A 24,330-nucleotide genomic window follows, 5' to 3' on the forward strand; every position below is an offset into this window, starting at 1 on the left:
TTTTACAAATATAAATTTTTAAAAATTTGCAAATTGATTGTTGTAAAAAATGCTGTTACAATTTTGCATCATAGGTTCTTGCAAATCAACATTGTTATGTTGATTTGCGCATACAATTTCAGAAAGGAAAATGATCCATGATGATAAAAGAGTTGTTTTCTCAAGGCATTATCAAAGTAGCATCGCAACCAAAAGACAACGCACTCGACATCGATAACTTGGGAGACAAACGCGTTCTTCTTTTACCTATAGATCACGACTACCCAGGCGGTTCAGCATCTATGCACAATGCGGTATTTTCTAAATTCAATCTTCCCTTCCGCAGTAGTTTTGTCGTTGCTGATCCAGCAAACGCAGAGGCCATTGTCAATGCTTTCCGCGAAGACCCACTTTACGTTGGTGGCGGGATGGGCTCAGGCTTTAAAGATAAAGTGGCTCCATTTTTAGACGATCTAGATGAATCAGCAAAAGCAATTGGCAGTGTAAACGTCGTCGCCAAACGCGATGGAAAACTCATTGGTTACAACACCGATGGTATTGGTTTTGTTAACGGTTTGTTAGCAGAATATCCTGATTGCATTTCTGGAAAAAAAGTTGTGATTCTTGGTGCAGGTGGGACCGCGCTACCTATCGCATATGAACTTTCACAACATAGTTCCACAGAAATTGTAGATACGGGAGAGATTGTTATTCTGAACCGCACCGTTGCGAAAGCAGAAAAAATTGCCAAGCTCATTACACGTTATGCAAATTCGCGTTTTGGTGGAGAAGATGCGATTGGTAAAGAGCTACAAGACGCCGACGTAGTCATCAACACTTCAAATAAAGGTGCCCAACCAAATGAAATGTATTCGGCTTATGCGCCAATGACCGGTAACCCTGACGCAGATATGCAGGTTGCTTTGTCAAATGTTGGCCGTATGCCGGAAACGGCAATTGTTGCAGATATACTTCTAGAAAACGATACTCTTACTTTACAAATGGCACGCAACCACGGCAATCGTACACACAGTGGACGACACATGAACCTGTATCAGGCCATTCCTGCCATTAAAATAATGACGGGTATTGATACTCCAGATAAAGACATCGAAAACATCATGCGTGAGGCGCTATACGGTCCACCAGCCTCTGCCACACCTGCGGCAGCTACCGCGAGTACAGATTCGGAAAAACACATAGATAAACTATTCGAACAAAACCTTGTAAAAATAGCCGCGCAACCAAAAAACAATGCCCTGGACATAAAGAATTGTGAAGGACAAAATCTATTACTAATCCCCATTGATCATGATTACCCAGGTGGTTCCGCAGCGATGCACAATGCTGTTTTTGAGCACCATAATTTACCTTATCGAACAAGCTTTGTTGTAGGAGACCCTGCAAACGCGGAAACAATTATGTCAACATTCCGCAAAGATTCGCGTTATGTGGGTGGTGGTGTAGGTTCTGGATTTAAAGACAAAGTAGCCCCTTTCTTAGACGGCCTTGATGACTCCGCCAAAGTAATTGGTAGTGTGAATGTCGTTGCCAAAGAAGATGGTAAACTCATTGGTTACAATACCGACGGTATTGGTTTTGTCAATGGATTACTTTCCGAATACCCTGGCTGTATCGAAGGAAAGAAAGTGGTCATTCTTGGTGCTGGCGGAACCGCTCTCCCCATTGCATATGAGTTAGCGAAGAAGAAACCTAGTCTCATTGTGATTTGCAATCGCACCGTTGCCAAAGCCCAAAAAATTGCAAACCTCATCGGCGGATATTGTGCCGCTTATGGTGCAGGTGAACAAGAAATTGGCAAGGAGTTTAAAGACGCGGAGCTCGTCATTAACACCTCTAATAAAGGTGCGCAACCCAATGAAAAATACTCTGCTTTTGGCCCAATGACTGGGGACCCAGAAAAAGATATGCAAGTAAGTTTAAGCAACCTATCCAACCTATCAAATTCTGCAATTATTGCGGACATTTTACTCGAAGACGAAACTCTTACTTTGAAAATGGCGAAAGAACACGGAAACCGAGTACACAATGGTCAACATATGAACTTATTCCAAGCTGTTCCCGCGTTTAAGATCATGACAAAGCTAGATAAAGCAGATGAAGAATTGGAAAGGATTATGAGAGCGGCGTTGTAAAATGAATCTACCACGTGATGAAATGGCTTTCCGTAAACAATACCAAGGACTAGTATTGCAACGAAAACTCACGACCATTTTTCGTCCAGGAAATAGGATTTATCCAAACTGGCGTGGTTATAAACCGGGTGAAGTTGTTACCTTGCGTGTTATTGAAAAAGTAGGTGATGATGCAAAAAAAATACCACCGACATTTAATGACATTAAATTAAAGATAAAAATCGCGGAAATCCAAGTAAAAAATATAGAAGAACTTTCCCAAAAAGATTTTATAGGTAGCTCAGAAGATGTACAGGATATAACTAGTTTAAAGCAACACCTTAGCCACATCTATCGTAAGCCTATATCATCTTATCACAAGCAATTAGTAACCCAAATTACGATTGCTTATCTAGAATAAAAAAAAGGCTTCTTAGTTTTGTCTAAGAAGCCTTTTATTGTAAAAAGCGCTCGATACTTTCATTAAACGTCGCATTAAAATCCTTCACAATACAATCATTGAATCCTGCTTCAACGGCTTTATTTTTATCTTCTTCTGTCATTGATGCTGTAATCGCAATTGCCTGTGTATGACAGTTGTTCTCACGTAGTTTTCGTATTGCCTTAAAACCACTCATCACCGGCATGTGTAAATCCATCAGAATTAAGTCAAAATCCTTATCTTCGAGTATAGATAGCGCTTTTTTTCCGTTATCCACTTCATACACTTCATGCCCTTTTTCTTCCAAAAGGATTTTAAGTACTGTGCGAATTACCTTCTCATCTTCCACCAATAAAATTGTTTTCATCATCTAACGGAATAACATTCCCAGAATACTCCGCATCTCCTTCCCAGACTCAAGTTGCTTTAGACTTTTTTACATTTTTTTACATTTTTTTACTTGGTAATGACAAACAGCCAAATTCGTTTTGCTATTCTTAGATACCGAAGTCAGGAATAACCTATAAAAAATGAAATTTTCATTGTTCGAAATGGAACCTAGTTTATAAGATTATTATCTTACTATATTTTGAAAGAGCTACACTATGAAAAAATTAATATTTATCACTTTATGTTTTACAAGTATTTTATTCGCGCAAAATCAACAACTAGACCTCGAAAACTTGTACGAAAAAGCCTACTTTTTAGAAACAGCGCAGCGAGATCTACAAAAATCATTTACGGTCTATGAAGCGGTTTTAGCTCTCAATCCCGAAGACGATTTGGCCGCGCGATGCCACTTACGTATCGCTGAAATTTATCGCAAAACAAACAAAAATAAACAGGCGAAATTAACCTACCAAAAAATACTCAAAAACTTTGCACAACAAAAAGAAATTTGCCAGCAAGTACAAAAAAAACTAAAGGAGTACTACGGTGCCGCAGATTCTTCGGCATCACTTTTGGATAAAATAAAAACCACCACAATCACAGTGGATTTTAAAGAAGCACCTCTGGAAGATTTCATACGCTTTTTGGCAAAAACTGCGGATATTAACATTTTAGTTGTAGAAGGAATGCAAATACCTATAACGCTAAAAGTCAAAAAGGTTTCCGTGAAAGCTCTGTTGGATATTTTACCGAGTATCACCGGTGTATCCTATAAAGTCTGGAATGGAATTATCATTATTGGAAACTTGCCGGTAGAGTGGAGGATCGATAGTACTTCAGACAGCGTACCTGCGACAACAAAAGAAAAAGAAGACTATTTGCAAAATAACTTATTAAATGTCGATTTCTTAGAGACACCTTCGCAAGATTTTTTCAATTTTTTCGCAAAAACGCTTGATCTAAACATTGTTCTTACCAAAGAAGCACAAGGGAAAAAAATTAATCTAAGTTTGAGAAATGTATCGGCAAAAAACATCTTACAAATCGCTTGTTCTCTCATCGACTGTCGTTACCACTACCAAAATTCGATTATTGTTATTGATCACGAAGATAAGTACCGCTCAACATCGAACGAAATATACGAGTTACCACTACAATTTACTTACGATCATCCTCCTGTTGAGAATCAGAAGTTCACTGTAATTATCACGCATAAAGATCCTCAAAGTAAAATAACAGAAAGCGATCGCTACGCTTTACAAAAAAAAGAAAATAACCAATATACTATGCGTCTCCAGTTTACGGCCCCTTTCGATATAAGCGTGCAGCATCCCGGATATTATCCACAAAAAAAGTTTGTCAAAAAACTAGCAAAGACAGTTTTTGCCATGCAAGCGAAGAAAAGACAATTATCCTTCCATATCCACAATAGCAAAACCAAAAAAATGGTTTTGGCCAAAGCCGTTATGGTCAACGCAAAACAAGCATCGTTTAATGATCGCTATTCTCCGGGGCAGAAGTTACAAGTAGAAATAAAATGTCAAGGTTACAAACCCTTTACCACAACGGTCACCGTAGTGCCGGGAAAAGGACCTTTTATCATAGATGTGCCAGTAGTGGCGGAGTGAGAAGCACGGAAAGAAACGGTTGTAATACAAATCTTTAGAGAGTGGGTACTATCTGCCCACTCCTCTAAAGCGATGCAAATGGGCTATTGAGCTTTTCTTGTATACGCGTATGCCCAAAGAATCAAACCGACTTGTATCACTAAACGCACATACAAAGCTGTAACGCCAAACTGAGGAAAAAGTTCGGGGTTCATTGCCATGTGGATGTTGGCGGGAGAAACAGCAATCAACAGTGCGACAATCCCCCAGGCAGCCAAGGCTTGAAATCGCTTAATCATCAGTGACACCCCTAGGATGATTTCAATAACTCCACTAATGTAAACCAACGCTAGATGCCAAGGTAAGTATGGAGGCATGATACTCATAAAAAACGCGGTGTTCACAAAGTGCCCGATACCTGCGGCGATAAAAAATAGTCCAAAGAGTATTTTCAAAGCAATTTTGATTTTGGCGAACATAGACAAATCCTAATCTAAAAACTCTGGGGGAAGGGGAATTCCATCATATGTAATCTCTAATTTTTGCGATGTGGGATATGCTTGGCAGGTCAAGATGTAATTCTCTTTTATATCTTGCTCATCAAGACCTGTTTTTACTTCTAAGTCAACAGATCCAGAAAGTAGTTTTGCCTTACATTCCGTGCAAAATCCCGAACGACAAGAGTAGGGGATATTGTAACCGTTTTCTAGGAGGACATCGAGAATAGCCTCCTTTGCATCAACTGTCACTTGGTATTGTTTGTTTTCAATGGTAAATGTCAACTCGCTCAATCCATTCCCCTACATAAAAGTAGTTGTCGCCGCTAATGATTTTTTTTGAATGTCCGGTACCTGAGTATCCTGCTGCGGGTAACCAACAACTAGAATGAGATAGGGTCGTTCATTGGTGGGGCGTTGTAAAATTTTATTCAAAAAATTCATCGGACTTGGAGTATGAGTGAGTGACACGAGTCCCGCATTGTGAATAGCGGTAATCAAAATTCCTGTAGCGATGCCCACCGACTCTTGTACATAGTAATGTTTTTTCTTATTGCCATTCTCATCTAAACCATAGCTTTGCGCAAAAATGGCAATCAAGTATGGCGCGGTCTCTAAAAACGGTTTGTTAGCATCTGTACCAAGTGGGGCAAGAGCTTCTAGCCAATCATCGGGAGCGCGGTTTTCGTAAAATTCACGCTCCTCTGTTTCCGCAGCCAGGCGAATTTCTCTTTTGATTTTTGTATCTTCTACCACCACAAAATGCCATGGTTGTAAGTTAGCACCGTTGGGAGCTGTTCCCGCAGCCAACAAACAATTTTCAATGACTTCGCGTGGTATTTTGCGTTCGGAAAAATGACGTACCGTGCGACGTTTTTGTACATTTTCATAAAACTCTCGCGAACGCCTAACCATATTCTCCGCAGAGTACTCGGTGAATTGTAGTGGTAGAAAATCATAGGACATTTTCTTTTACCTTTCGTCCTCTAGAACAAATCCATTTGTGTCACACGCAGTACTTCGTCGATTGTGGTCCAACCTTTGGCTGCTTTTGCCGCACCGTCCATACGCAAGGTGCGTAAACCGCGCTCTACGCATTCTTGTTTTATCTCACTGGCACTTGCGCGTTCTACGATCTTGGCCTTAATCTTTTCGGTAATCGGCAATACTTCGTAAACCCCACAACGTCCTTTATATCCACTTCCCATACATTGCTCACAACCCTTACCTTGCCACAAAACGCCATGCGGTAAATCGTTAAAATCAAGTCCCACAGACTTAAGTTTGGCTTCACTAGGTTTGTACTCGGTTTTGCAGTCATCGCAGATACGTCGCATAAGTCTTTGCGCCATAGCACACACCAGAGAAGACGATACCATGTATGGCTCGATCCCAATATCCAAAAGACGTGTAATCGTACTTGCTGAATCGTTGGTGTGGATGGTAGAAAGTACTAAGTGTCCTGTTTGTGCCGCTTGAATCGCAATTCTTCCTGTTTCTTCATCGCGGATCTCCCCAATCATAATAACATCAGGGTCTTGGCGAAGTAACGTCTTGAGAGTTTTGGCAAACGTCAAACCTTTTTTCACCGCCACTTGAGTTTGGCTAATACCACGCATTTGGTATTCTACTGGATTTTCTACGGTGACAATATTTTTCTCAACGGCATTTAAACCCGCGAGACAAGCATACAGCGTCGTCGACTTACCACTACCTGTTGGTCCCGTCACAAGAATAATTCCGTGATTATATTGGATGAAGTGGTTGAGAACTTTTAGATCGCGTTCGTCTAAACCAATATCGTCGAGGCGAAATACTTTGTTCGACTTATCCAAAATACGCATTACGATACGCTCTCCGGAAACAACTGGTAACGACGAAATACGCAAATCCACTTCCTTAGTTCCCATAACAATAGAAGTACGACCATCTTGGGGCAAACGCTTCTCTGCGATATCCATACGCCCCATTACCTTAATTCTACTCACAACTGCGTCCTGATAGCGTTTAGGTATACTCTGGACGTCGTACAAAATACCGTCAATGCGATAACGTACTTGTAACTTTTCCTCGTATGGTTGTAGATGGATATCACTTACTTTTTTGCGCAGTGCCTGCAAGAGAATATTATTCACCGTGCGAATTACCGGAGGTTTGTTCTGCGATTCAGCAATGTCAAAACGTTCTTCAAATTCACCAATACCATCTAAATCAAAATCTTCTTCCATTTCATCAACGGCGTTGCCATCGGACATGTGCTGTTGATATGCTTGGTTGATAAGAGCTAAAATTTCGGTTCGCGGTGCCAAGATAATCTCGACTTCACTATCGAGTAAACTTGCAAGTTCATCGAGAGGGTATGTCAATAGAGGCGTACAAGTAGCAATATAGTAAAAACCATGTTTTTCATCTATCGCAATCAAAGAGGAGTTACGCGCAAAATTAATGGGCACTTTTTCACAAAAACTTTTGGGCACTTTAATACCTTCGAGCTTTTCGCGTAATTCATATCCAAGATAATCACTCATTGCTTGTAATAGCGGCATTTCTGGTATATAACGATGTTGAACCAAACATTGATCTAACGTAAGATTTTCTTCTTCCGTCAGTTTGATCACTTCTTCGACTTTGCTCTCATCAATCAGTTCTTTTTCAACAAAAATAGACATTAAATCTTTTAAGTTTTGCATACCGTCTCCTCGCAAATTCAAAATAAAAGGCGAACCGCTGGTCTGCGAGCTCGCCTATCAATTTTTGTTTTAATTAGAGCTAAATGCTCTTGAGGTAAAACACTACTACTTGTTGGAGTTGGGACTTTGATATTCGAGCATATAGAGTGGCTCTGGCTCCTCATTGGATAGACCGTATTTTTGCTGATAGCGTGCAAATGACGGATCAATCAAATTCATATCGACTCCAAACTTACTCGTCTCCACCTTAACTTCGTGAGAAAACTTCTTAAAATCTTGAAAATTCTCATCGCGCAAAATTCGTGGGGTTACGAAGAGATAAATGTTTTGTTTATTGTGTGTCACAATACGTGTTTGGAATAAAAATCCAATAAGAGGTAGGTCACCTAATAAAGGAATTTTCTCCACACTAATGGTACGAGAATCAAAAGTTAAACCACCAATCGCCACGGTGTGACCATCAGGAATGGTTACAGAAGTCACAATTTGGCGTGAAGTTTTGGCTTGAACACCACCCACAGCCAAAGAAGCACGGTCAAAAGCTTCGATTGTCTGACTTAAATCCAGACGCAAATAATTTTTCTCACCACTGATGTGCGGTGTGACAAGTAAAGTGGTTCCCGCCTCTTGGAAGTCACCAAACGATTCACGAACCCCACCAGCATCATCAACATTGTTCACAAGCGACGGTTGCGCATCTGCCACTTTTAGTTGCGCTTGTTGGTTATCGTTTGTCACAATGCTTGGTAAAGAGACAACTTTTGTATCGATCTGTGTTTGAATAGCATTTAACAAAATAGGCAATGTAAATAGATCGTCGTAGTTTGCAAAAAAGGTTCCCGAACGTTGGAATGGATCACGAAAAGGGATAATCGGTAATTTACCAAACTTTTGTGCAGTAATGGCTTGGTTTTGGTTAATAGGAACCGCGGTATTGTTGTTCACCGCCACTAGGTTTGTGAAGCCAAAGTTGGTTCCACCACCGATTGTGGCTTGGCCGTCTTCCGCATTCTCGGCAAAAAACAATTCAATTCCCAAACCAAGTATGTCTTGAGGACTTACTTCAACAAGAGCTGCCTCGATTTGTACCTGAGGTCTGCGAACATCGACTTGACGAATGATATTTAAAATTTCGTTCCACTCACGTGGTGATGCTTTTACGATAAGTGCGTTATTTTGTGTATCGGTTTCAATCGCTGGTTTTTCATCTTCATCTCTTCCTCCAGAAGAGACCTTGGAACCTGCAGGACGTGCACCACTTTGTCCGCTAAAACCTCCTTCTTCTATTAGTTTCGCCAATGTTTCTTGCAGTGTACTTGCATCGGCGTGTTTCAGACGGATGTAGTGAAAATTGGAAGGCTCGGTGTCTAATTTTTTGTCGAGTTCTTCAATAATAGGCGCTAGTCTTGCCATGCGTCCTGGATATGCTTGAACGATAAGAGCACCCAAACGTGGATCTGCCACAATCTTTACATCATCTAGGTTTGGACCTAATCCGATTCCCGATGAGCGCGTTTGTTTTACAGTAAGTTCGTTTAGAGTATCCACGAGAGACGTTGCATCAGCGTATTGCATTTTAAATATACGCAATTCTTTTTCAGGTCCAGGACGGTCCATGATTTGAATTACATCATAAATACGTTTTACGTTAGGCGCAAAGTCAGTGATAAGAATGGTATTTGAACCTTCAATACCTGCCAAGTTACCTCCTTGCGGGTTTACAATTCGCAAAGCGCGCAAAGTGGTTTGAACTTCACGGGCGGAGATATACTTCAATTTAATCACCATTGTAATAAAGAAATCTTTTTCTTCGTATTTCTTTAATTCGCTTTCATCAAATATCGTAACAGTTGGTGTCCATGGGCCCTGGATGTTACGTTTGATCTTAATAATTTCATTTTCACCGCTACCTACTGTCTCAAGGATGTAGCCGTTGTATTCCATTACAGAAAGAAATATTTTGTATAGAAGTTCTTTGGAGACTGGTTTTGATGAGACAAGGTAGATTTTTTTTGTTTTGACCGTTTGATCGTAGATAATAAAGTTTTTGCCTGTCACTTCTCCTACTGTTTTTATAAACAGTTCGAGCTCATCACCTACAAAGTTGATGGTATATTCATCTTCGTTTTGTGCTGTTAACAGCGAAGCAAAAGACAATGCGAATACAATGCATATGACTTTTATGGTTTCAACAAAGTTTTTGTTATTCATATTAAAGGTCCCATGTAAATAATCTTAGAGTTTATCAAAGACAATATTATATAAATTAATATTGCTTTTAAAAAGAAAATTGCGGATTTATATTTGCCTGCAAAATCCCTTAGTTTTTATTCGGACTTTGGTATTCCAACATATACAGTGGCTCAGGTTCTTCTTTGGAGAGTCCATACTTTTGTTGATAGCGACGAAACGACTTATCAATTAAATCCATATCAACCCCAAAGGAACTCGTTTCTAATTTAACTTCATGAGATAGTTTTTTGTAATCTTCAAAATTTTCATCTTTCAAAATTTTGGCCGTCACAAACAGAAAAACATTTTGACGTTGGTGTGTGACAACACGCGTTTGAAATAAAAATCCAATGAGAGGTAAATCCCCCAGTAACGGAATTTTCTCTACAGTTAAGACATCTTGATCAAACGTAAGACCACCTACAGCGACTGTATGACCATCGGGTATACTCACAGAAGAAACCAATTGCCGCGTGGTCTTCGCCTGGACACCTCCTGCGGCAAGAGAAGCTCGATCAAAGGCTTCGACTGTTTGACTAATATCAAGACGTAAGTAGTTATTTTCGCTACTAATATGAGGTGTCACAATTAATGTAGTACCTGCTTCTTGAAAGTCTCCAAAAGAATCTATGAAAGCTCCCGAATCATCTATTTTTGTTTCAAGAGATGGTTGAAAATCAGCGACTTTTAGTTGCGCCGTTGCATTCTCATTAACCACAATACTCGGTAGAAAAACAACACGTGTATCGGTTTGTGTTTGAATAGCGTTGAGTAAAATAGGTAGTGTGAATAGGTCATCGTAATTTGCAAAAAAAGTACCCGAGCGTTGAAAGGGGTCACGAGCAGGAACGATGGGTAGTTTACCAAATTTTTCCGCGGTAATTGCTTGGTTTTGGTTAATAGGTACAGCTGTATTACCATTCACCGCCACTAAATTTGTAAAACCAAAGTTAGATCCACCACCAATAGTTGTTTTGCCATCCTCGGAGTTTTCGGCATAAAACAACTCAACACCTAGTCCTAAAACATCGTTAGGGTTTACCTCCACCAATGCTGCTTCTATTTGCACTTGAGGTTTACGCACATCAGCGACTTCGATAAGCGCCGCTATTTGCGACCATGTATTTTCGTCTGCCTGGACAATCAAAGCGTTGTTCTGCGTATCCGTTTCTATGGCAACCGGTATCTCACCTTCTTGAATATTTTGTTTTTTAACAAGCTTACTTAGTGTTTCTTGTAATGTACTCGCATCAATATTCTTAATCTGCACATAGTGAAACTTCGCTGGCTCATTGAAAATATTCGAATCCAGACTTTTTATAATCGTCGTCAGTTGTTCGATCTTCGAAGGATATGCCTGAATGATCACGGCATTCAAACGTACATCAGCGGCCAGTTTTGCATCTTCGAGGTTTGGACCTATTCCTCTACGTGTTTTTTTATCTTGTGCTGCAAGTTCGTTCAATTGGGTAACGAGCTCTTGCGCATTACCGTACTTCAATTTTACCACACGCAGTTGCTTATCAATACCAGGTTGGTCCATTAACTTTACTACATCATAAATGCGCTTTACGTTAGGAGCAAAGTCCGTTACAAAAATAGTATTGGAACTATCAATTCCTCCCAAATTACCACTTTGGGGATTTACAATACGTAGTGAGCGCAATGTCGTCTGCACCTCACGAGCAGAAATATGTTCTAAATTAATCACCATTGTGATGAACATATCCTGATTTTGATACTTGCGCAGTTCCTCTTCGCTAAATATTGTAATTGTTGGTACCGAAGACCCTGAAGTTGCAGGACGAATTTTGATAACCTTGGAAGCTCCATCGCCAACGCTTTGTACGATGTAACCGTTGTATTCCATAACAGACAAAAATATGTTATACAAAGTTTCTTTGGTAATAGGTTTTGTAGATGCTAAATTGATCTTTTTGTTTTTTAACGTACGGTCGTAAATAATAATGTTATTTCCGGTAATTTCTCCGACAGTATTAATAAATGACTCAAGACTCTCATCTTCAAATTTAACAGTGTATGTGTCTTGTTGAGAAACCACAAAGGATAAAATCACAAAAAAGAAAATAATAAGCTTCATATTTTTCCGTTGTTTTGTAGTAAAGTAGTATAAACATTTGCCACATTTTTACAAAAGACGTGTGGCTTGAATAAAAAGTTTAGGTAAAAAATTTTTTTCCATTATAATTATCTTCTTAGTTTTTTGCCAGAGATAAACCAATTTAGAGAGTAATTATGGATCAACATGCGCGAGAACTCATACAAAACGACTTGGATACAACCTATCTGGTGGAAGCAGGTGCTGGTACGGGTAAAACCACTTTGTTGGTGGCACGCATCCTCAACTTAATCAGAAGTGGGCGTGCAACACTACCGCAAATCGTCGCCATTACATTTACGGAAAAAGCGGCCGAGGAACTCAAAACGCGTATAAAAAAGCAATTACAGCAACAACTAGATTCCGAAAAAAACGCGAGTATATTACAACGTATTCGCAATGCATACCTTGACATCGAAAAATCAAGCATTAACACCATACATGGTTTTTGCGCATCCATTCTCAAACAGTATGCCATAGAAGCCGGCTTATCTCCCGAATTTTCCGTCGCGGACCCCGGAGCTTTCCATAAATTTACCCAGCAACTTTGGCAGCGCTGGCTTATAGAACAAGTACAACAGCAAAACCCATGTCTCTATTCTTTGCTGTTACTGGGCATATCTTTTGAAAAACTAGAAAAAATAGTGCAACTGTTAATACACCAACGCGACATGCCTCATGTCGCCAAAGTAGATGCTGATGTTGCGCATTTTCAACAAGAACTCGCAAGAATCACTCATGATTTACAAACAGAGCAACAATATTGTACGAATAAAGAAGATAAAGGGTATGTGGCAATAGAAACTCTAAAAGATCAGCATATATTTTTACGTCAACAGCCTTTAGAGCAATTCGCTTACTACGTTGCGCATGGTATCGAAGTAAAATCGGGGGGAAACCAAAAAAATTGGGACCCACCCCAAGTTCTAAAAGAAGTGAAGCAACAGTTGAAGAGTCTTAAAACACTCAGTGAAACAACGCGTGCACACCACAATCACAACCTTGTTTGCGATACCATTGCCTGGCTAAACAAATTTTTCGATACCGTAAAACAACAAAAGCAAACTCAAGCACTCGTTGACTTTGATGATTTGTTGTACTATGTAAAACATTTATTACAAACAAATCAAGAAATCCGCCGCCAATGCCAAGAAAATTTTCGTTATATTCTCGTGGATGAATTCCAAGATACCAATGACCTCCAAGTAGAAATCCTATTTCAGTTGGCAAGTCAGGACGAAGAGTTACATGATTGGCAACAAGCACAACTGATCCCTGGAAAACTCTTCATGGTAGGAGATCCCAAACAGTCCATCTATCGCTTCCGTGGAGCGGATATTGAAATTTACGAAACAGTAAAAGAAATCCTGGGGTCGCAACATTGCCTATTCATTACGCGTAACTTTCGTTCCACACATGGCATTATTCATTGGTGCAACCAAGTCTTTTCACGTTTGATCGTGAAACCAGAGGATGGAAAGTATCAACCCCAATACACAGCGTTGTCTCCTAGCCGTGAAGGAGCGCAGATCGCAAATCCTATCATCCTTGTTTCATACGACTTAGGAGATGAACGTCCTATAGAACAAGAAGCCAAATGCGTTGCGGAATCTATACGTCAAATCATCGACGAAAAATGGACCATCTCTAAAGACGGTCGCGAACAAATAGTGTCTTACAAAGACATCGCGGTACTGTTTCGTCGCTACACATACGTGAATTTATTCGAGCAAGTACTCTCAAGTTCTAACATTCCTTACCAAGTCATTGGAGGAAAATCTTCTTTTAATCGCATTGAGGTGCATAGTTTACTATCACTGCTTAAAACTCTGGTAAACCCCGACGACAAAATGTCTTTAATCGCTACCCTACGCTCACCAATATTTTGTATCAGTGATCGTGAAATACTTCAATATTCACAACAAGGGCTCAATTACTTAGCTAAACCTCAAACAAGTGGACGCATGGCAGTAGCAATGACCTTACTACGTGAATTTCACTTACAACTCCCTCAAAAAAGTGGATATCAATGGCTGCAAAATCTCTACCAAAAAACTCATATACTACTTACCTTTGCGTCGATGCAACAAGGAAAGCACTATGTAAAAACCCTACAAAAGATATTAAACTTTGCCAAAGTTACTACCCTAAACAGCTTTATTGATTGGAAAAATTTTATTCTGTGGCTAAGTGAGCTAGACAGTCTCGACAATGAATCTCAAGTAGAAGAGGATGCGATCAGCATTTTTAGTATCCATCGTTCCAAAGGACTAGAGTTCCCGGTGGTCATCATTGCCGATGTTTCCGCAAATATCCGCGAATTGCCTTATATCATTCATGACAAACCTACCAATTCTGTCGCAATACGCTTGCAGAGAGGTTTACTCGAAACGCAGAACTATTCCATCATTTGCGAAAAAGAAAAAAACAGACTCGTGGCAGAAGAAAAAAGATTATTATATGTTGCGGCTACCCGAGCCAGAGATTATCTACTAGTGCCAGTGTCGGGTAAAAAGCAGGGGTTTTTACATTTTTTACATCAGGACATCAGTGCCGCAGAAACGAATATTCACGTAGATACCTTTCACTCTATTGTCAAGGATGTCACCCTCACTTCCATGGAGCCAGTCAAAATTAAAAACTTAGACCCCGTCTCCGAAAGTAAGTGGTTTTCTCATCGCCAAAGATTTCTATCACAGAAAAAATCAACGCCCCTCCTGGAAAGAACTATCGATACCCGACACTACAAAGGACTACAAATGGCTGGAGAAATGCGCGACTTATTGTGCATGATTTTTGCCAACGACGACAACGCTTTTTTACACGAAAAACTTAAGTCTTTTTACTTCATAAAATCTTTTCACCTAGAAAAAATATTATCTCACTTGCAAAATCTAGACGAAAGAATAAAATTAAGCAAAAAAAAGTATCATAATCTCCCATTCACATTCCGTTTTGAAGATTATCTTGTTATGGGAAATATTGATATTGCCTTCCAAGAAAACGATGGTTTTGTTATGATGGATTGTAACCTTACAAAAAAGCATGATGACGAACATTATTTATACTTGGGAACAATTTATTCTTTTGCCGTTTCACAACTACTTAACTGTATGTTAAAAGAAATAACCTTTTATTTCATAGAGGAAGATAGTAGTTATCATATCACAAATGTTGATTTTGAAAACATGAACATCATATTGGATGACATGGCAAAAAAGTATAGCTAGTTATTAAGAATTGACATGTTGCAAAATAAACAACATACTCTATAAACAAAGTTGCGAAGTAATATGGAGGTATTATGTCTCTTACATTGGTAGTCCTTGCGGCAGGTATGGGAAGTAGATATGGCGGAATAAAGCAGCTACAACCCGTGGGGAATTGCGGGGAAATATTGATGGACTACTCTTTTTTTGATGCGATACGAGCCGGCTTCGATAAAATAGTGTGTGTTATACGCAAAGATATTGAAAGTGACTTTTGTCGTTTGGTTACAAAAAAGTGGGAAAAGCAAGCCGATATACATCACGTTTTCCAAGAAATTGATATGATAGACAAATATCCGCGAAAGAAACCATGGGGAACAGGTCATGCGGTACTTTGTGCACAGGAAAAAGTAAATTCGCCCTTCGTGGTGATCAATGCAGACGACTTTTACGGAGCAACTTCATACACAATGATGGCCAATTTTTTAAAGCAAAATCCAAACAGCTTTGCAATGGTGGCTTTCGAATTAGGAAAAACCTTATCGAAAAATGGAAGCGTTTCGCGGGGAATATGCTCGGTAAAAAACAGTTTTCTACAAACGGTAAAAGAACGTAGTAAAATTTTTGTTGAAGATGTACAACAACAAAATGAATTAACCAAAGATACCCCCGTATCTATGAATTTTTGGGGATTCCCTCCCTCTATATTCGAACATATTCAACAACTTTTTTCCAAGTTTTTGGCAGAGACCCCAAATCCACAGCAAGACGAATTTTATATTCCAAGTGTCATCGATTATCTAATCAATAACAAAGTCACCGATGTAAAAGTTCTGTTTTCGGAAGAACAATGGTTAGGTATTACGTACCCCCAAGATTTGGCATATGTACAACAACAAATACAACAATTAATTAGCAGCGGAATATTTCCAAGTCCATTATTACATTAATAGGTGACTTATGTTGTCAACGCAAATAATATCATTAATCAAAAGACTCCTTGGTGATGTGGAAATCAAAAAATCTTTAGGTAGTAGCTCTCTAGGGATTAGCTATTTAATCCAACATCCGCAACACGATTTGTGTGCTTTAAAAATATTGCAAGGAAAAGTAACGCAAAACGAAAAATTTTTACTAAAATTTTTGCGTGACCTTGAAGCGAATTGCAAAATATTTCATCCGGGGATGGCAGAAATATTTGCAATAATGAAGAAAGGCAACTACTTTATCTTACGTAGATATCAAGAAGGCGAAACCTTAAGACAAACAATACAGAAGCACAAAAAAATGTCGGAACCAGAGGCAACGGCTGTTTTGGTAACGATCGTAAACGTTTTGCGCGAATTTTGTACACGCCACCAAGCCCTAAAAAACCTAAAACCAAACAATATTATTTTACATGAAGACGGCGTTACCATCACCGATTATAGTTTGCCACCAACAATAGCACATTTTTTGTCTCCCGAACAATGTAAGGGAAAAAAATCCACTATTCAATCGGACATATACACATTGGGAGCTATTTATCACTATTGCTTAACAGGCCAAACACTATACCATGGCCCATATAAGAAGATTATGCAAGCGCATATTTCGCAGCCATACCCCAAAATACAATCAGAGATTCCACAGCCAGTTTTGCAAATATTAGACAAAATGCTTTGTAAAGATCCTGAAAAGCGCTACAACTCATATGAAAATTTATTACAAGACCTAAACAAACAAGTAAATGCCAAAGATGCTCTAGATTTTAGTGGTGCCAGTAACCTCGAAAAAACCATCGATATTCAAGTTGCCTTAGCCAAAGAAGAAAATCAAATAGATACCACGCGAAAACTAGTTCGCGATATGATAAAAAAAGAACTACAAGAGGTCGATATTGTACCCGACGAGCCAGAAGAAATATCTTTAGAAAAGATCGTCAAAAATTTAGAAGAAATAACCAATCTAAGTATACCAGGTACCGCAACGCGCACCATGCAATTTCCCAAAGAATTGAAAAACGACGTTTTGTTGTATCTCCAAGAGAAATTCTACCGCAAATGTTGGATTTTTAACCAAACAAACAACGATCTGGAACTCGAAATTGATATACAGGAAGCAAGAATCATCCAACATTTATATCATTTTGAGGAACATCTGAAAAAAATCATATCCGATTACAAAGGATTTGTCGAAAATGATGGTTTAACAGATTTTACAGGTCTTCAACAGCACAACATTCGCATTGTTCAGGGAAATTTCAACGATCAAAAACATATAAATATCGAAAACTCGGATTCCGCACTGGAAAACTCCAAGCTAAACGTAAAAATTGCTTCTAAGGACGAATCCTCACAGGAAGAGGGCTACGGATTACCGCAGTTGTCTGGTGGCGACGAAACGGTAGTAGGTGATCTCCCCCAACAGTCAAATACAAAAGAAGAGCACCCAAGCAATTTTGATTCTGATCTGACCATTGTTGGTGACCAACAAGTCGCACCAAACGCGTCAGTGCCTAATCTAGAATCTGATGCCACCATTGTGGCAAGCGAAGGGCTTCCCCAAGTTGTCGATAAAGTCGACAACAGTTTGGATAGTGCAATGCCAAACTTAGAATCTGATGCCACAATAGTTGGTGGTGACGGACTACCCCAAGTTGTCGACGAAGTCGACACACATAATACATTTGCCTCCAATGCAACCATTGTTTCTGGAAACGTCCGTGATTTTGCAAACAATGACGCAAACAGTGAGACAAGTTACTTCCAAACAGATGCGTCTGAACAACCTCAAGAATCAGGAGGTTACTTTTCTCCCGACGCTCCTATACTCCAACAAGGAACCCCAGAAAATGAAGGGTACTTTTCTCCAGAGTTTGCCAATTCATTTACTTCCGACGCAACAATCGTAAGTGAGGAAGTTTCCGAGGTTGCACAACAAGTTACGGATGAGCATCAACACGACGAAGATTCAACAGACAAAAACCAACACCAAGACCCAGCACCACTTCCACAACTTTCACAAGAATCAAACTTTGCAAGCGACCCCACAGTGGTCAGTGATGCCATCAGTAAAGTCGCCCAAGCAATCGAAAATAGCAATAATGGATATTTTTCCTCAGATACAGACAACAGTGAAGGTTTGCCAGAAGTAGTAGGTGAAAAAGACAGTTCTATGGCCACCGATGCCACTATTGTTGGGGGAAATCTTTCCGACTTTGTCGCCAAAGAACCCGACGCGACCCCTAGCTATTTTGAGTCTGACTCCACAATCCTCGGCAATGATCTTCCACAAGTCGTTCAAGAGGTAGAGAACAACACCGCGGACAACTCTATGGCCACCGATGCCACTATTGTAGGGGGAAATCTTTCTGACTTTGTCGCCAAGGAACCCGACACTACCCCTAGCTATTTTGAGTCTGACTCCACGATCCTCGGCAATGATCTTCCGCAAGTCGTTCAAGAAGTAGAGAACAACACCGCGGACAACTCTATGGCCACCGATGCCACGATCGTAGGGGGAAATCTTTCTGATTTTGTCGCCAAGGAACCCGACACTACCCCTAGCTATTTTGAGTCTGACTCCACAATCCTCGGCAATGATCTTCCACAAGTCGTTCAAGAGGTAGAGAACAACACCGCGGACAACTCTATGGCCACCGATGCCACTATTGTAGGGGGAAATCTTTCTGACTTTGTCGCCAAGGAACCCGACACTACCCCTAGCTATTTTGAGTCTGACTCCACGATCCTCGGCAATGATCTTCCGCAAGTCGTTCAAGAAGTAGAGAACAACACCGCGGACAACTCTATGGCCACCGATGCCACGATCGTGGGGGGAAATCTTTCTGATTTTGTCGCCAAAGAACCCGACGCTACCCCTAGCTATTTTGAGTCTGACTCCACGATCCTCGGCAATGATCTTCCGCAAGTCGTTCAGGAGGTGGAGAATAACACCGCAGACAACTCTATGGCCACCGACGTCACGGTTGTTGGGGGAAATCTTTCCGACTTTGTCGCCAAAGAACCCGATCATACTCCCAATCTAGAATATGATGTTACCATTGTTGGCGACCCTACCAGTGCAAACTCTCAACATCAAGTTTTAGAATCAGATGCCACAATCGTTGGCAACAACACCGCAAATGCGGTGCAAAGTACGCCCCCCTCTTCAAACACAGCTTCGCAACAACTGGATAAAAAGGCGAGTATTTCAACAACAGAAACACGTCAATCGGAAAAATCGCGTTCTGCACTTAACTCTAATGATCCGACATCTTTTATCATGCAAGTGGCCGTAAATTTCTCCAATAGCTACGAAGTACAGTCTTGGAAAAAATTTATAGAAGAAAATGATCTTAAAAAAGGTGAAAGTTATGCTCTAATCGCAATAAAAGAGCCAAAAACACACATTTTTTATGTCAAACTAGATTGGGCGCTACATTACTTCGAACTAAAACAAAAAAGTACCTCTATTAAAGATTTTTTCCAAAGCGACTACGAAATTAGCGAACTTGGACGTGGTGGAATGGGCATGGTTTTAAAACTCACCACAAAATTTGACGGAACAATTTTGTCCATCCGTCCCGAAAACAGATGGTCGCGAGAGTACTTCAAGGATCATTTATGTATACGCAAAGGTATTAACAACCAAGAAATTGTATATGCGGAACTACCTTCCGGTAAAAGCTTTGTTGTGAAAGTTGCCTTCAAAGGCTGCGAAGAATCTCTCATACATGAAGGAAATTGTTTGGAAAAAATAGCACAGCGCGAGAAAATTAGTCGTTGTGTCGTTGGTCTTATACAACAAGGTTGTCTTATGGCCAAAAACCAAGAAGACAACACGCACCTTGGTTACTATGCAATGATGGAGTATGGTGGAGACATTGCCACCGACCAATTATGTTCGATGTTCCCAGACAATAAGCTACCTATTACTGTTGGCTTTATGCTTCTCTATGGACTTACCCATGCTCTCATCGAGCTCAAAGAAGAAGGGGTAATACACCGCGATATAAAACCGCAAAATATCTTGTTGACCGAAGCTGGTATGCCCAAACTTTTCGACTTCGGACTTGCCATCACCACGCATGCTGTAAACTCAGAATTAAACGAAGACAACAGAAGATTGTTACGCGTACTAGATAGTGATTTCTTGCGCATAAGTACGGAGTGTGAATTTGTACATAAGCGTTTAAAACGTTTGTACGAACGCAAGGTAAACATGGAAGAGTTTAATGAACAGGAAATGAATCACATCAACAATAAGATAAAAATGTTGGAAACAACAGGGCGACAACTACAAAAAAAAGAGCATGAACGCGCTGCTGAACTACAACACCTCTGTCGTCCAGTGACTGCGGAAGAAAACGTCGAACGTCCATTTGCTGGTTCATTGTATTATGCTGCTCCCGAGCAATTTAAACATGAAAATGTTTTAACGCATCAATGTGATGTCTACCAACTTGGGGCAACACTATTCACAGTGTTAACAGGTAAAAAAGTCGTTAAGGCAGGTAATTTGCATAAACTAGTTGAGGTCATTCTGTATTCAGAAAAACCTAGGTTAGACGAACATCTACCAAAAACAAATTTGGTAAAAGCCCTTTCTAATTTACTAGTACAAATGATGCGCAATAAACCACAGGAGAGAATCGAAATCGAAGCGGTGAAAGACGAACTCAACAATATATTGTTTAATCATCTAGATGAGCTCACCAAGCCACCAATTTATGATGCTTCTAACATACAGGACCCCCAAGCAAGAAGCGATTATTATCGTAAAATAGCCTTTGTGCAACGTATGTTCATGAAATGCTTGCGCAACTTACATACATACTTAGACAAACTGGAAAAAGAACAACAAGAAAATAAGAAGATTTTCTTTACCTGTCCTGGATGTACAAAAAAACTACATATTTCTGCCACCATGGTCGGCCAAAAAGGCTGTTGTCCAAATTGCCGCCACCCTATTGTGGTGCAGATAACAGAATAACCCTTCTTAATTCCACATATTTGCGATAGATGGACGGTTCTCGTACCGTCCGTTCCATTTCCATTTGAATTTAGTTCTCTAGAATTAGAGAACTAAATGGCTTTACAATTTTGACCGTAAGCAAAACTGTACAACACTTTACACAATCAAATTGTACACTTCCAACAGCAAGTTGAAGTAGTTTCATTTTCATAAAACAACAACGAGTTGTTGGGCGTGGTTTTTTGGAACTACAAAACAAAACGACTTTACAATTTTGACCGTAAGTAATCACTATACGACACTTTATACGACCAAATTGTACAATTCCAACAGCAAGTTGAAGTAGTTTCATTTTCATAAAACAACAGCGAGTTGTTGGACAGGTCATCTATTTAAAGGAGATAACTTGAGAAGTAGATTACAAAAATTTATTCGCGCTATAATCTTTTCCATGCCTGTTATCGCAATACTTGTGACGATTTTTGTTCCACGAAGTGACAAGGACAAACCATTTATAAAAAAAGATTATTTGTATACAAAAAAGCCAACACAAGCCACAACAACATTCTATGCTCTAGGAGATTGGGGAACAGCTAGTAAACATCAAAAGATCGTTGCGCAAATTTTACGCAACGACTTGCAAAATTTGAAAAGTGTGGACTCTGCCCCATTTGTTCTCGGCTTAGGAGACAACGTATATCCCGATGGTTTACCGGATAAACAGTTTAATGATGCGCAAGTCACCACGATGTTAAACAAAAGATTTGGCCAAGCGTATCACAATACCAAATATGAGGACGAAGCGATTGTATTTCACGTTGTCCCTGGCAATCACGACTACCATCAAACAAACGGTCGTCTACACGAAGAGACCACCGCGGAATACATGTTTGACGGCAAAAATGACTCTCCGGTGTTCAAGTCATATCCAATTCATCACAACAAAATAGCCGATAGTAACAATCAAGCAGAACATCAAGCACTAAAAGAAAAGAATTTAGAGGAGATTTCTCTACCACAAAGTGTTGTCGAAACCCAGGAACTACTCATTATAGCTCTAGACACGCCTCTATATTTGAAACTGTACTCTCAAGGAAAAACGTCTATCATCAAACAACATTGGGAGTATTTACGTAAAAAAATGCAACAAAGTTCTGCAAAATGGAAATTGCTTTTTGGACACCATCCTATAAAATCTTATGGAAATCATGCAGGGTTTCGCAGTTTGCGTGAATGGACGTGGACAGGTACAAGAGACAAAATCCCCTATTTTTTGCGACCAGTCACTTTTTTATGGTTTACATCTTTATCGATCATAGGTGAATACGTTATCCACAGTATATCGCCCTATAAACAAGATCTACGTCACCCTAGCTATCATAAATTTGCCATAGATTTACGTAAAATAATCAAAGAAAACAACGTTGATTTTTACATTGCAGGGCACGACCACAATTTGCAGTTTATTGAACTGCAAAAAAAGTCTTTTCAGGTTATTTCAGGAAGCGCCGGAAAATTAAATTCGGTCTCTCATGGAAAAGAAACAATTTTCTCGCAAGAAATTCCTGGATTTGTGCGCTTTGATTTGCAAAATAACAAAATGTTTGTTAACTTTTTTGCCGTAGACATAGAAAACATCAAGACCAAAGTAACTACTTTTTGTATAGAGAAAGATCAGGAATGAAAAAATACGATTGCATTGTTATTGGCAGTGGACCAGGCGGAGAAGGTGCTGCGATGCAGCTTTCAAAAAATGGTAAAGATATCGCTGTAGTTGAAAAATATTTTGACATCGGTGGTGGATGTACCCACTGGGGAACAATACCATCAAAATCGTTGCGCCATGGAGTACGCACCGTATTGGAACTACGGAATAATCCACTATTTGCCAACCAAATTCGCAACATCGACATTAGTTATTCACGTTTACTAAAATCAGCAGAATCGGTCATCAATCAACAATCTTCTATGCGTCGTAGTTTTTATGAACGAAATCGCGTGGATGTTATTGGTGGATATGCGCGTTTTCTCGATAAAAATACTATCGAAGTAGAAAATAGCAATGGCGCTCGCGAAAAATATCAAAGTAAAACTTTTGTTCTCGCAACAGGTTCGCGTCCATACCATCCCAATGAAGTGGATTTTACCAACAAGCGTATTTTAGACAGTGATAGCATCCTCAATATGGACTACACTCCCAGATCGGTCACCATATATGGTGCGGGGGTTATTGGCTGTGAATACGCGTCTATTTTAAAAAACCTTGGTATAAAAATCAATTTAATCAACACACGCGAAAAGTTACTATCGTTCCTCGACGACGAAATTATCGATGCCTTAAGTTATCATTTACGAAACCAAGGAGTTGTGATTCGCCACAATGAACTCTACGAAAAAATTGAAGTAGACGACAATGGTGTGGTTTTGTGGTTACAATCGGGAAAAAAACTAAAATCCGATGCTTTGTTATGGGCCAATGGTCGCACGGGAAATTCGCAAAATATGGGGCTTGAGGACATAGGTATTGAGGTGGATCATCGCGGATATGTCAAAGTAAATAACCATTATCAAACAAAGGAGCCTAATATTTATGCGGTAGGTGACATTGTTGGTTTTCCGAGTTTAGCTAGCGCTTCTTATGACCAAGGACGTTATGCCGCTTCTAAAATACTAAAAATGGCCGACAAAAGACTTCTGGAAAATATTCCTACAGGAATCTACACAAGTCCAGAAATTAGCTCTTTGGGAAAAACAGAACGCGAACTCACGGCAGAAAAAGTCCCCTATGAAGTAGGACAATCTTTATTTCGTAGTCTCGCGCGCGCGCAAATTACAAATCATACTGTGGGTATGCTCAAAATACTCTTTCATCGTGAAACGCTTAAAATCTTAGGCATTCATTGTTTTGGTTACCAAGCTTCTGAAATTATCCACATTGGACAAGCCGTTATGTCACAAAAAGGCAAGGCAAACACAGTAAAATACTTTGTCGATACGACGTTTAATTATCCCACGATGGCAGAGGCATATCGTGTTGCAGCGCTCAATGGTTTAAACCGATTGTTTTGATCT

General features: G+C 39.8%; 15 protein-coding genes. 8 read left to right on the forward strand and 7 right to left on the reverse strand.

Annotated features, from left to right (window positions below):
- Positions 1-137 precede the first annotated feature (137 nt).
- Positions 138-2,135, forward strand: a complete 1,998-nt coding sequence (locus tag UABAM_RS30655) for a shikimate dehydrogenase family protein (protein ID WP_151971796.1) — start codon at positions 138-140, stop codon at positions 2,133-2,135.
- A 1-nt stretch (position 2,136) separates the two neighbouring features.
- Positions 2,137-2,535 carry a hypothetical protein gene (locus UABAM_RS30660; protein WP_151971797.1) on the forward strand — a complete coding sequence of 133 codons (399 nt, stop codon included), beginning with the start codon at positions 2,137-2,139 and terminating at the stop codon, positions 2,533-2,535.
- Positions 2,536-2,569: 34 nt separating this feature from the next.
- Here UABAM_RS30660 and UABAM_RS30665 read toward each other — a convergent pair whose 3' ends face one another.
- Complete coding sequence (locus tag UABAM_RS30665) at positions 2,570-2,926, reverse strand: response regulator (protein WP_151971798.1); 357 nt, start codon at positions 2,924-2,926, stop codon at positions 2,570-2,572.
- A gap of 235 nt (positions 2,927-3,161) precedes the next feature.
- Between UABAM_RS30665 and UABAM_RS30670 the strand changes: the two genes are divergently transcribed.
- Positions 3,162-4,574 (forward strand): tetratricopeptide repeat protein, encoded by a 1,413-nt coding sequence (locus tag UABAM_RS30670; protein WP_151971799.1) that lies wholly within the window; start codon positions 3,162-3,164, stop codon positions 4,572-4,574.
- Between the two features lie 83 nt (positions 4,575-4,657).
- Here UABAM_RS30670 and UABAM_RS30675 read toward each other — a convergent pair whose 3' ends face one another.
- The 6 genes from UABAM_RS30675 to UABAM_RS30700 all read right to left on the reverse strand — a co-directional run bounded on the left by UABAM_RS30675 (position 4,658) and on the right by UABAM_RS30700 (position 12,073).
- The gene (locus UABAM_RS30675; RefSeq protein WP_151971800.1) at positions 4,658-5,032 is read right to left on the reverse strand and encodes a DoxX family protein; all 375 of its coding nucleotides are present in this window, start codon (positions 5,030-5,032) and stop codon (positions 4,658-4,660) included.
- A gap of 9 nt (positions 5,033-5,041) precedes the next feature.
- Positions 5,042-5,344, reverse strand: a complete 303-nt coding sequence (locus UABAM_RS30680) for a 2Fe-2S iron-sulfur cluster-binding protein (RefSeq protein WP_151971801.1) — start codon at positions 5,342-5,344, stop codon at positions 5,042-5,044.
- Between the two features lie 9 nt (positions 5,345-5,353).
- A complete protein-coding gene (locus UABAM_RS30685; protein ID WP_151971802.1) occupies positions 5,354-6,016 on the reverse strand; it encodes a nitroreductase family protein in 663 nt (220 codons plus the stop codon).
- A 20-nt stretch (positions 6,017-6,036) separates the two neighbouring features.
- Positions 6,037-7,740: a GspE/PulE family protein gene (locus UABAM_RS30690; protein WP_151971803.1), complete on the reverse strand. Its 1,704-nt coding sequence runs from the start codon at positions 7,738-7,740 to the stop codon at positions 6,037-6,039.
- Positions 7,741-7,845: 105 nt separating this feature from the next.
- Entirely contained in the window at positions 7,846-9,951 is a 2,106-nt protein-coding gene (gspD, locus tag UABAM_RS30695; RefSeq protein WP_151971804.1) for a type II secretion system secretin GspD, read from the reverse strand.
- A 109-nt stretch (positions 9,952-10,060) separates the two neighbouring features.
- Positions 10,061-12,073, reverse strand: a complete 2,013-nt coding sequence (locus UABAM_RS30700; protein ID WP_151971805.1) for a secretin N-terminal domain-containing protein — start codon at positions 12,071-12,073, stop codon at positions 10,061-10,063.
- A 155-nt stretch (positions 12,074-12,228) separates the two neighbouring features.
- Between UABAM_RS30700 and UABAM_RS30705 the strand changes: the two genes are divergently transcribed.
- The 5 genes from UABAM_RS30705 (at position 12,229) to sthA (ending at position 24,327) form a co-directional block, all read left to right on the forward strand.
- On the forward strand, positions 12,229-15,321 hold the full coding sequence (locus tag UABAM_RS30705; protein WP_151971806.1) for a UvrD-helicase domain-containing protein: 3,093 nt from the start codon (positions 12,229-12,231) through the stop codon (positions 15,319-15,321).
- Between the two features lie 74 nt (positions 15,322-15,395).
- Entirely contained in the window at positions 15,396-16,250 is an 855-nt protein-coding gene (locus tag UABAM_RS30710; RefSeq protein ID WP_151971807.1) for a nucleotidyltransferase family protein, read from the forward strand.
- A gap of 10 nt (positions 16,251-16,260) precedes the next feature.
- The gene (locus tag UABAM_RS30715) at positions 16,261-21,276 is read left to right on the forward strand and encodes a protein kinase domain-containing protein (protein WP_151971808.1); all 5,016 of its coding nucleotides are present in this window, start codon (positions 16,261-16,263) and stop codon (positions 21,274-21,276) included.
- Between the two features lie 388 nt (positions 21,277-21,664).
- Positions 21,665-22,942, forward strand: coding sequence for a metallophosphoesterase (locus UABAM_RS30720; RefSeq protein ID WP_151971809.1), 1,278 nt, complete (start codon positions 21,665-21,667; stop codon positions 22,940-22,942).
- A complete protein-coding gene (gene sthA, locus UABAM_RS30725; RefSeq protein WP_151971810.1) occupies positions 22,939-24,327 on the forward strand; it encodes a Si-specific NAD(P)(+) transhydrogenase in 1,389 nt (462 codons plus the stop codon). Before UABAM_RS30720 ends, sthA begins: the two co-directional genes overlap by 4 nt.
- The last annotated feature ends 3 nt before the right edge of the window (positions 24,328-24,330 follow it).

The sequence above is a fragment of the Candidatus Uabimicrobium amorphum genome, from assembly GCF_009002475.1.
Lineage (GTDB): Bacteria > Planctomycetota > Uabimicrobiia > Uabimicrobiales > Uabimicrobiaceae > Uabimicrobium > Uabimicrobium amorphum.

What these genes read in the sequence shown, in the direction of transcription:
- UABAM_RS30670 (WP_151971799.1), top strand. Translation starts at nt 3,162, where the DNA reads ATGAAAAAATTAATATTTATCACTTTATGTTTTACAAGTATTTTATTC.
- UABAM_RS30705 (WP_151971806.1), top strand. Translation starts at nt 12,229, where the DNA reads ATGGATCAACATGCGCGAGAACTCATACAAAACGACTTGGATACAACC.
- UABAM_RS30690 (WP_151971803.1), bottom strand. Translation starts at nt 7,740, where the DNA reads ATGCAAAACTTAAAAGATTTAATGTCTATTTTTGTTGAAAAAGAACTG.
- UABAM_RS30700 (WP_151971805.1), bottom strand. Translation starts at nt 12,073, where the DNA reads ATGAAGCTTATTATTTTCTTTTTTGTGATTTTATCCTTTGTGGTTTCT.
- sthA (WP_151971810.1), top strand. Translation starts at nt 22,939, where the DNA reads ATGAAAAAATACGATTGCATTGTTATTGGCAGTGGACCAGGCGGAGAA.
- UABAM_RS30660 (WP_151971797.1), top strand. Translation starts at nt 2,137, where the DNA reads ATGAATCTACCACGTGATGAAATGGCTTTCCGTAAACAATACCAAGGA.
- UABAM_RS30715 (WP_151971808.1), top strand. Translation starts at nt 16,261, where the DNA reads ATGTTGTCAACGCAAATAATATCATTAATCAAAAGACTCCTTGGTGAT.
- UABAM_RS30665 (WP_151971798.1), bottom strand. Translation starts at nt 2,926, where the DNA reads ATGATGAAAACAATTTTATTGGTGGAAGATGAGAAGGTAATTCGCACA.
- UABAM_RS30655 (WP_151971796.1), top strand. Translation starts at nt 138, where the DNA reads ATGATGATAAAAGAGTTGTTTTCTCAAGGCATTATCAAAGTAGCATCG.
- gspD (WP_151971804.1), bottom strand. Translation starts at nt 9,951, where the DNA reads ATGAATAACAAAAACTTTGTTGAAACCATAAAAGTCATATGCATTGTA.
- UABAM_RS30685 (WP_151971802.1), bottom strand. Translation starts at nt 6,016, where the DNA reads ATGTCCTATGATTTTCTACCACTACAATTCACCGAGTACTCTGCGGAG.
- UABAM_RS30675 (WP_151971800.1), bottom strand. Translation starts at nt 5,032, where the DNA reads ATGTTCGCCAAAATCAAAATTGCTTTGAAAATACTCTTTGGACTATTT.
- UABAM_RS30710 (WP_151971807.1), top strand. Translation starts at nt 15,396, where the DNA reads ATGTCTCTTACATTGGTAGTCCTTGCGGCAGGTATGGGAAGTAGATAT.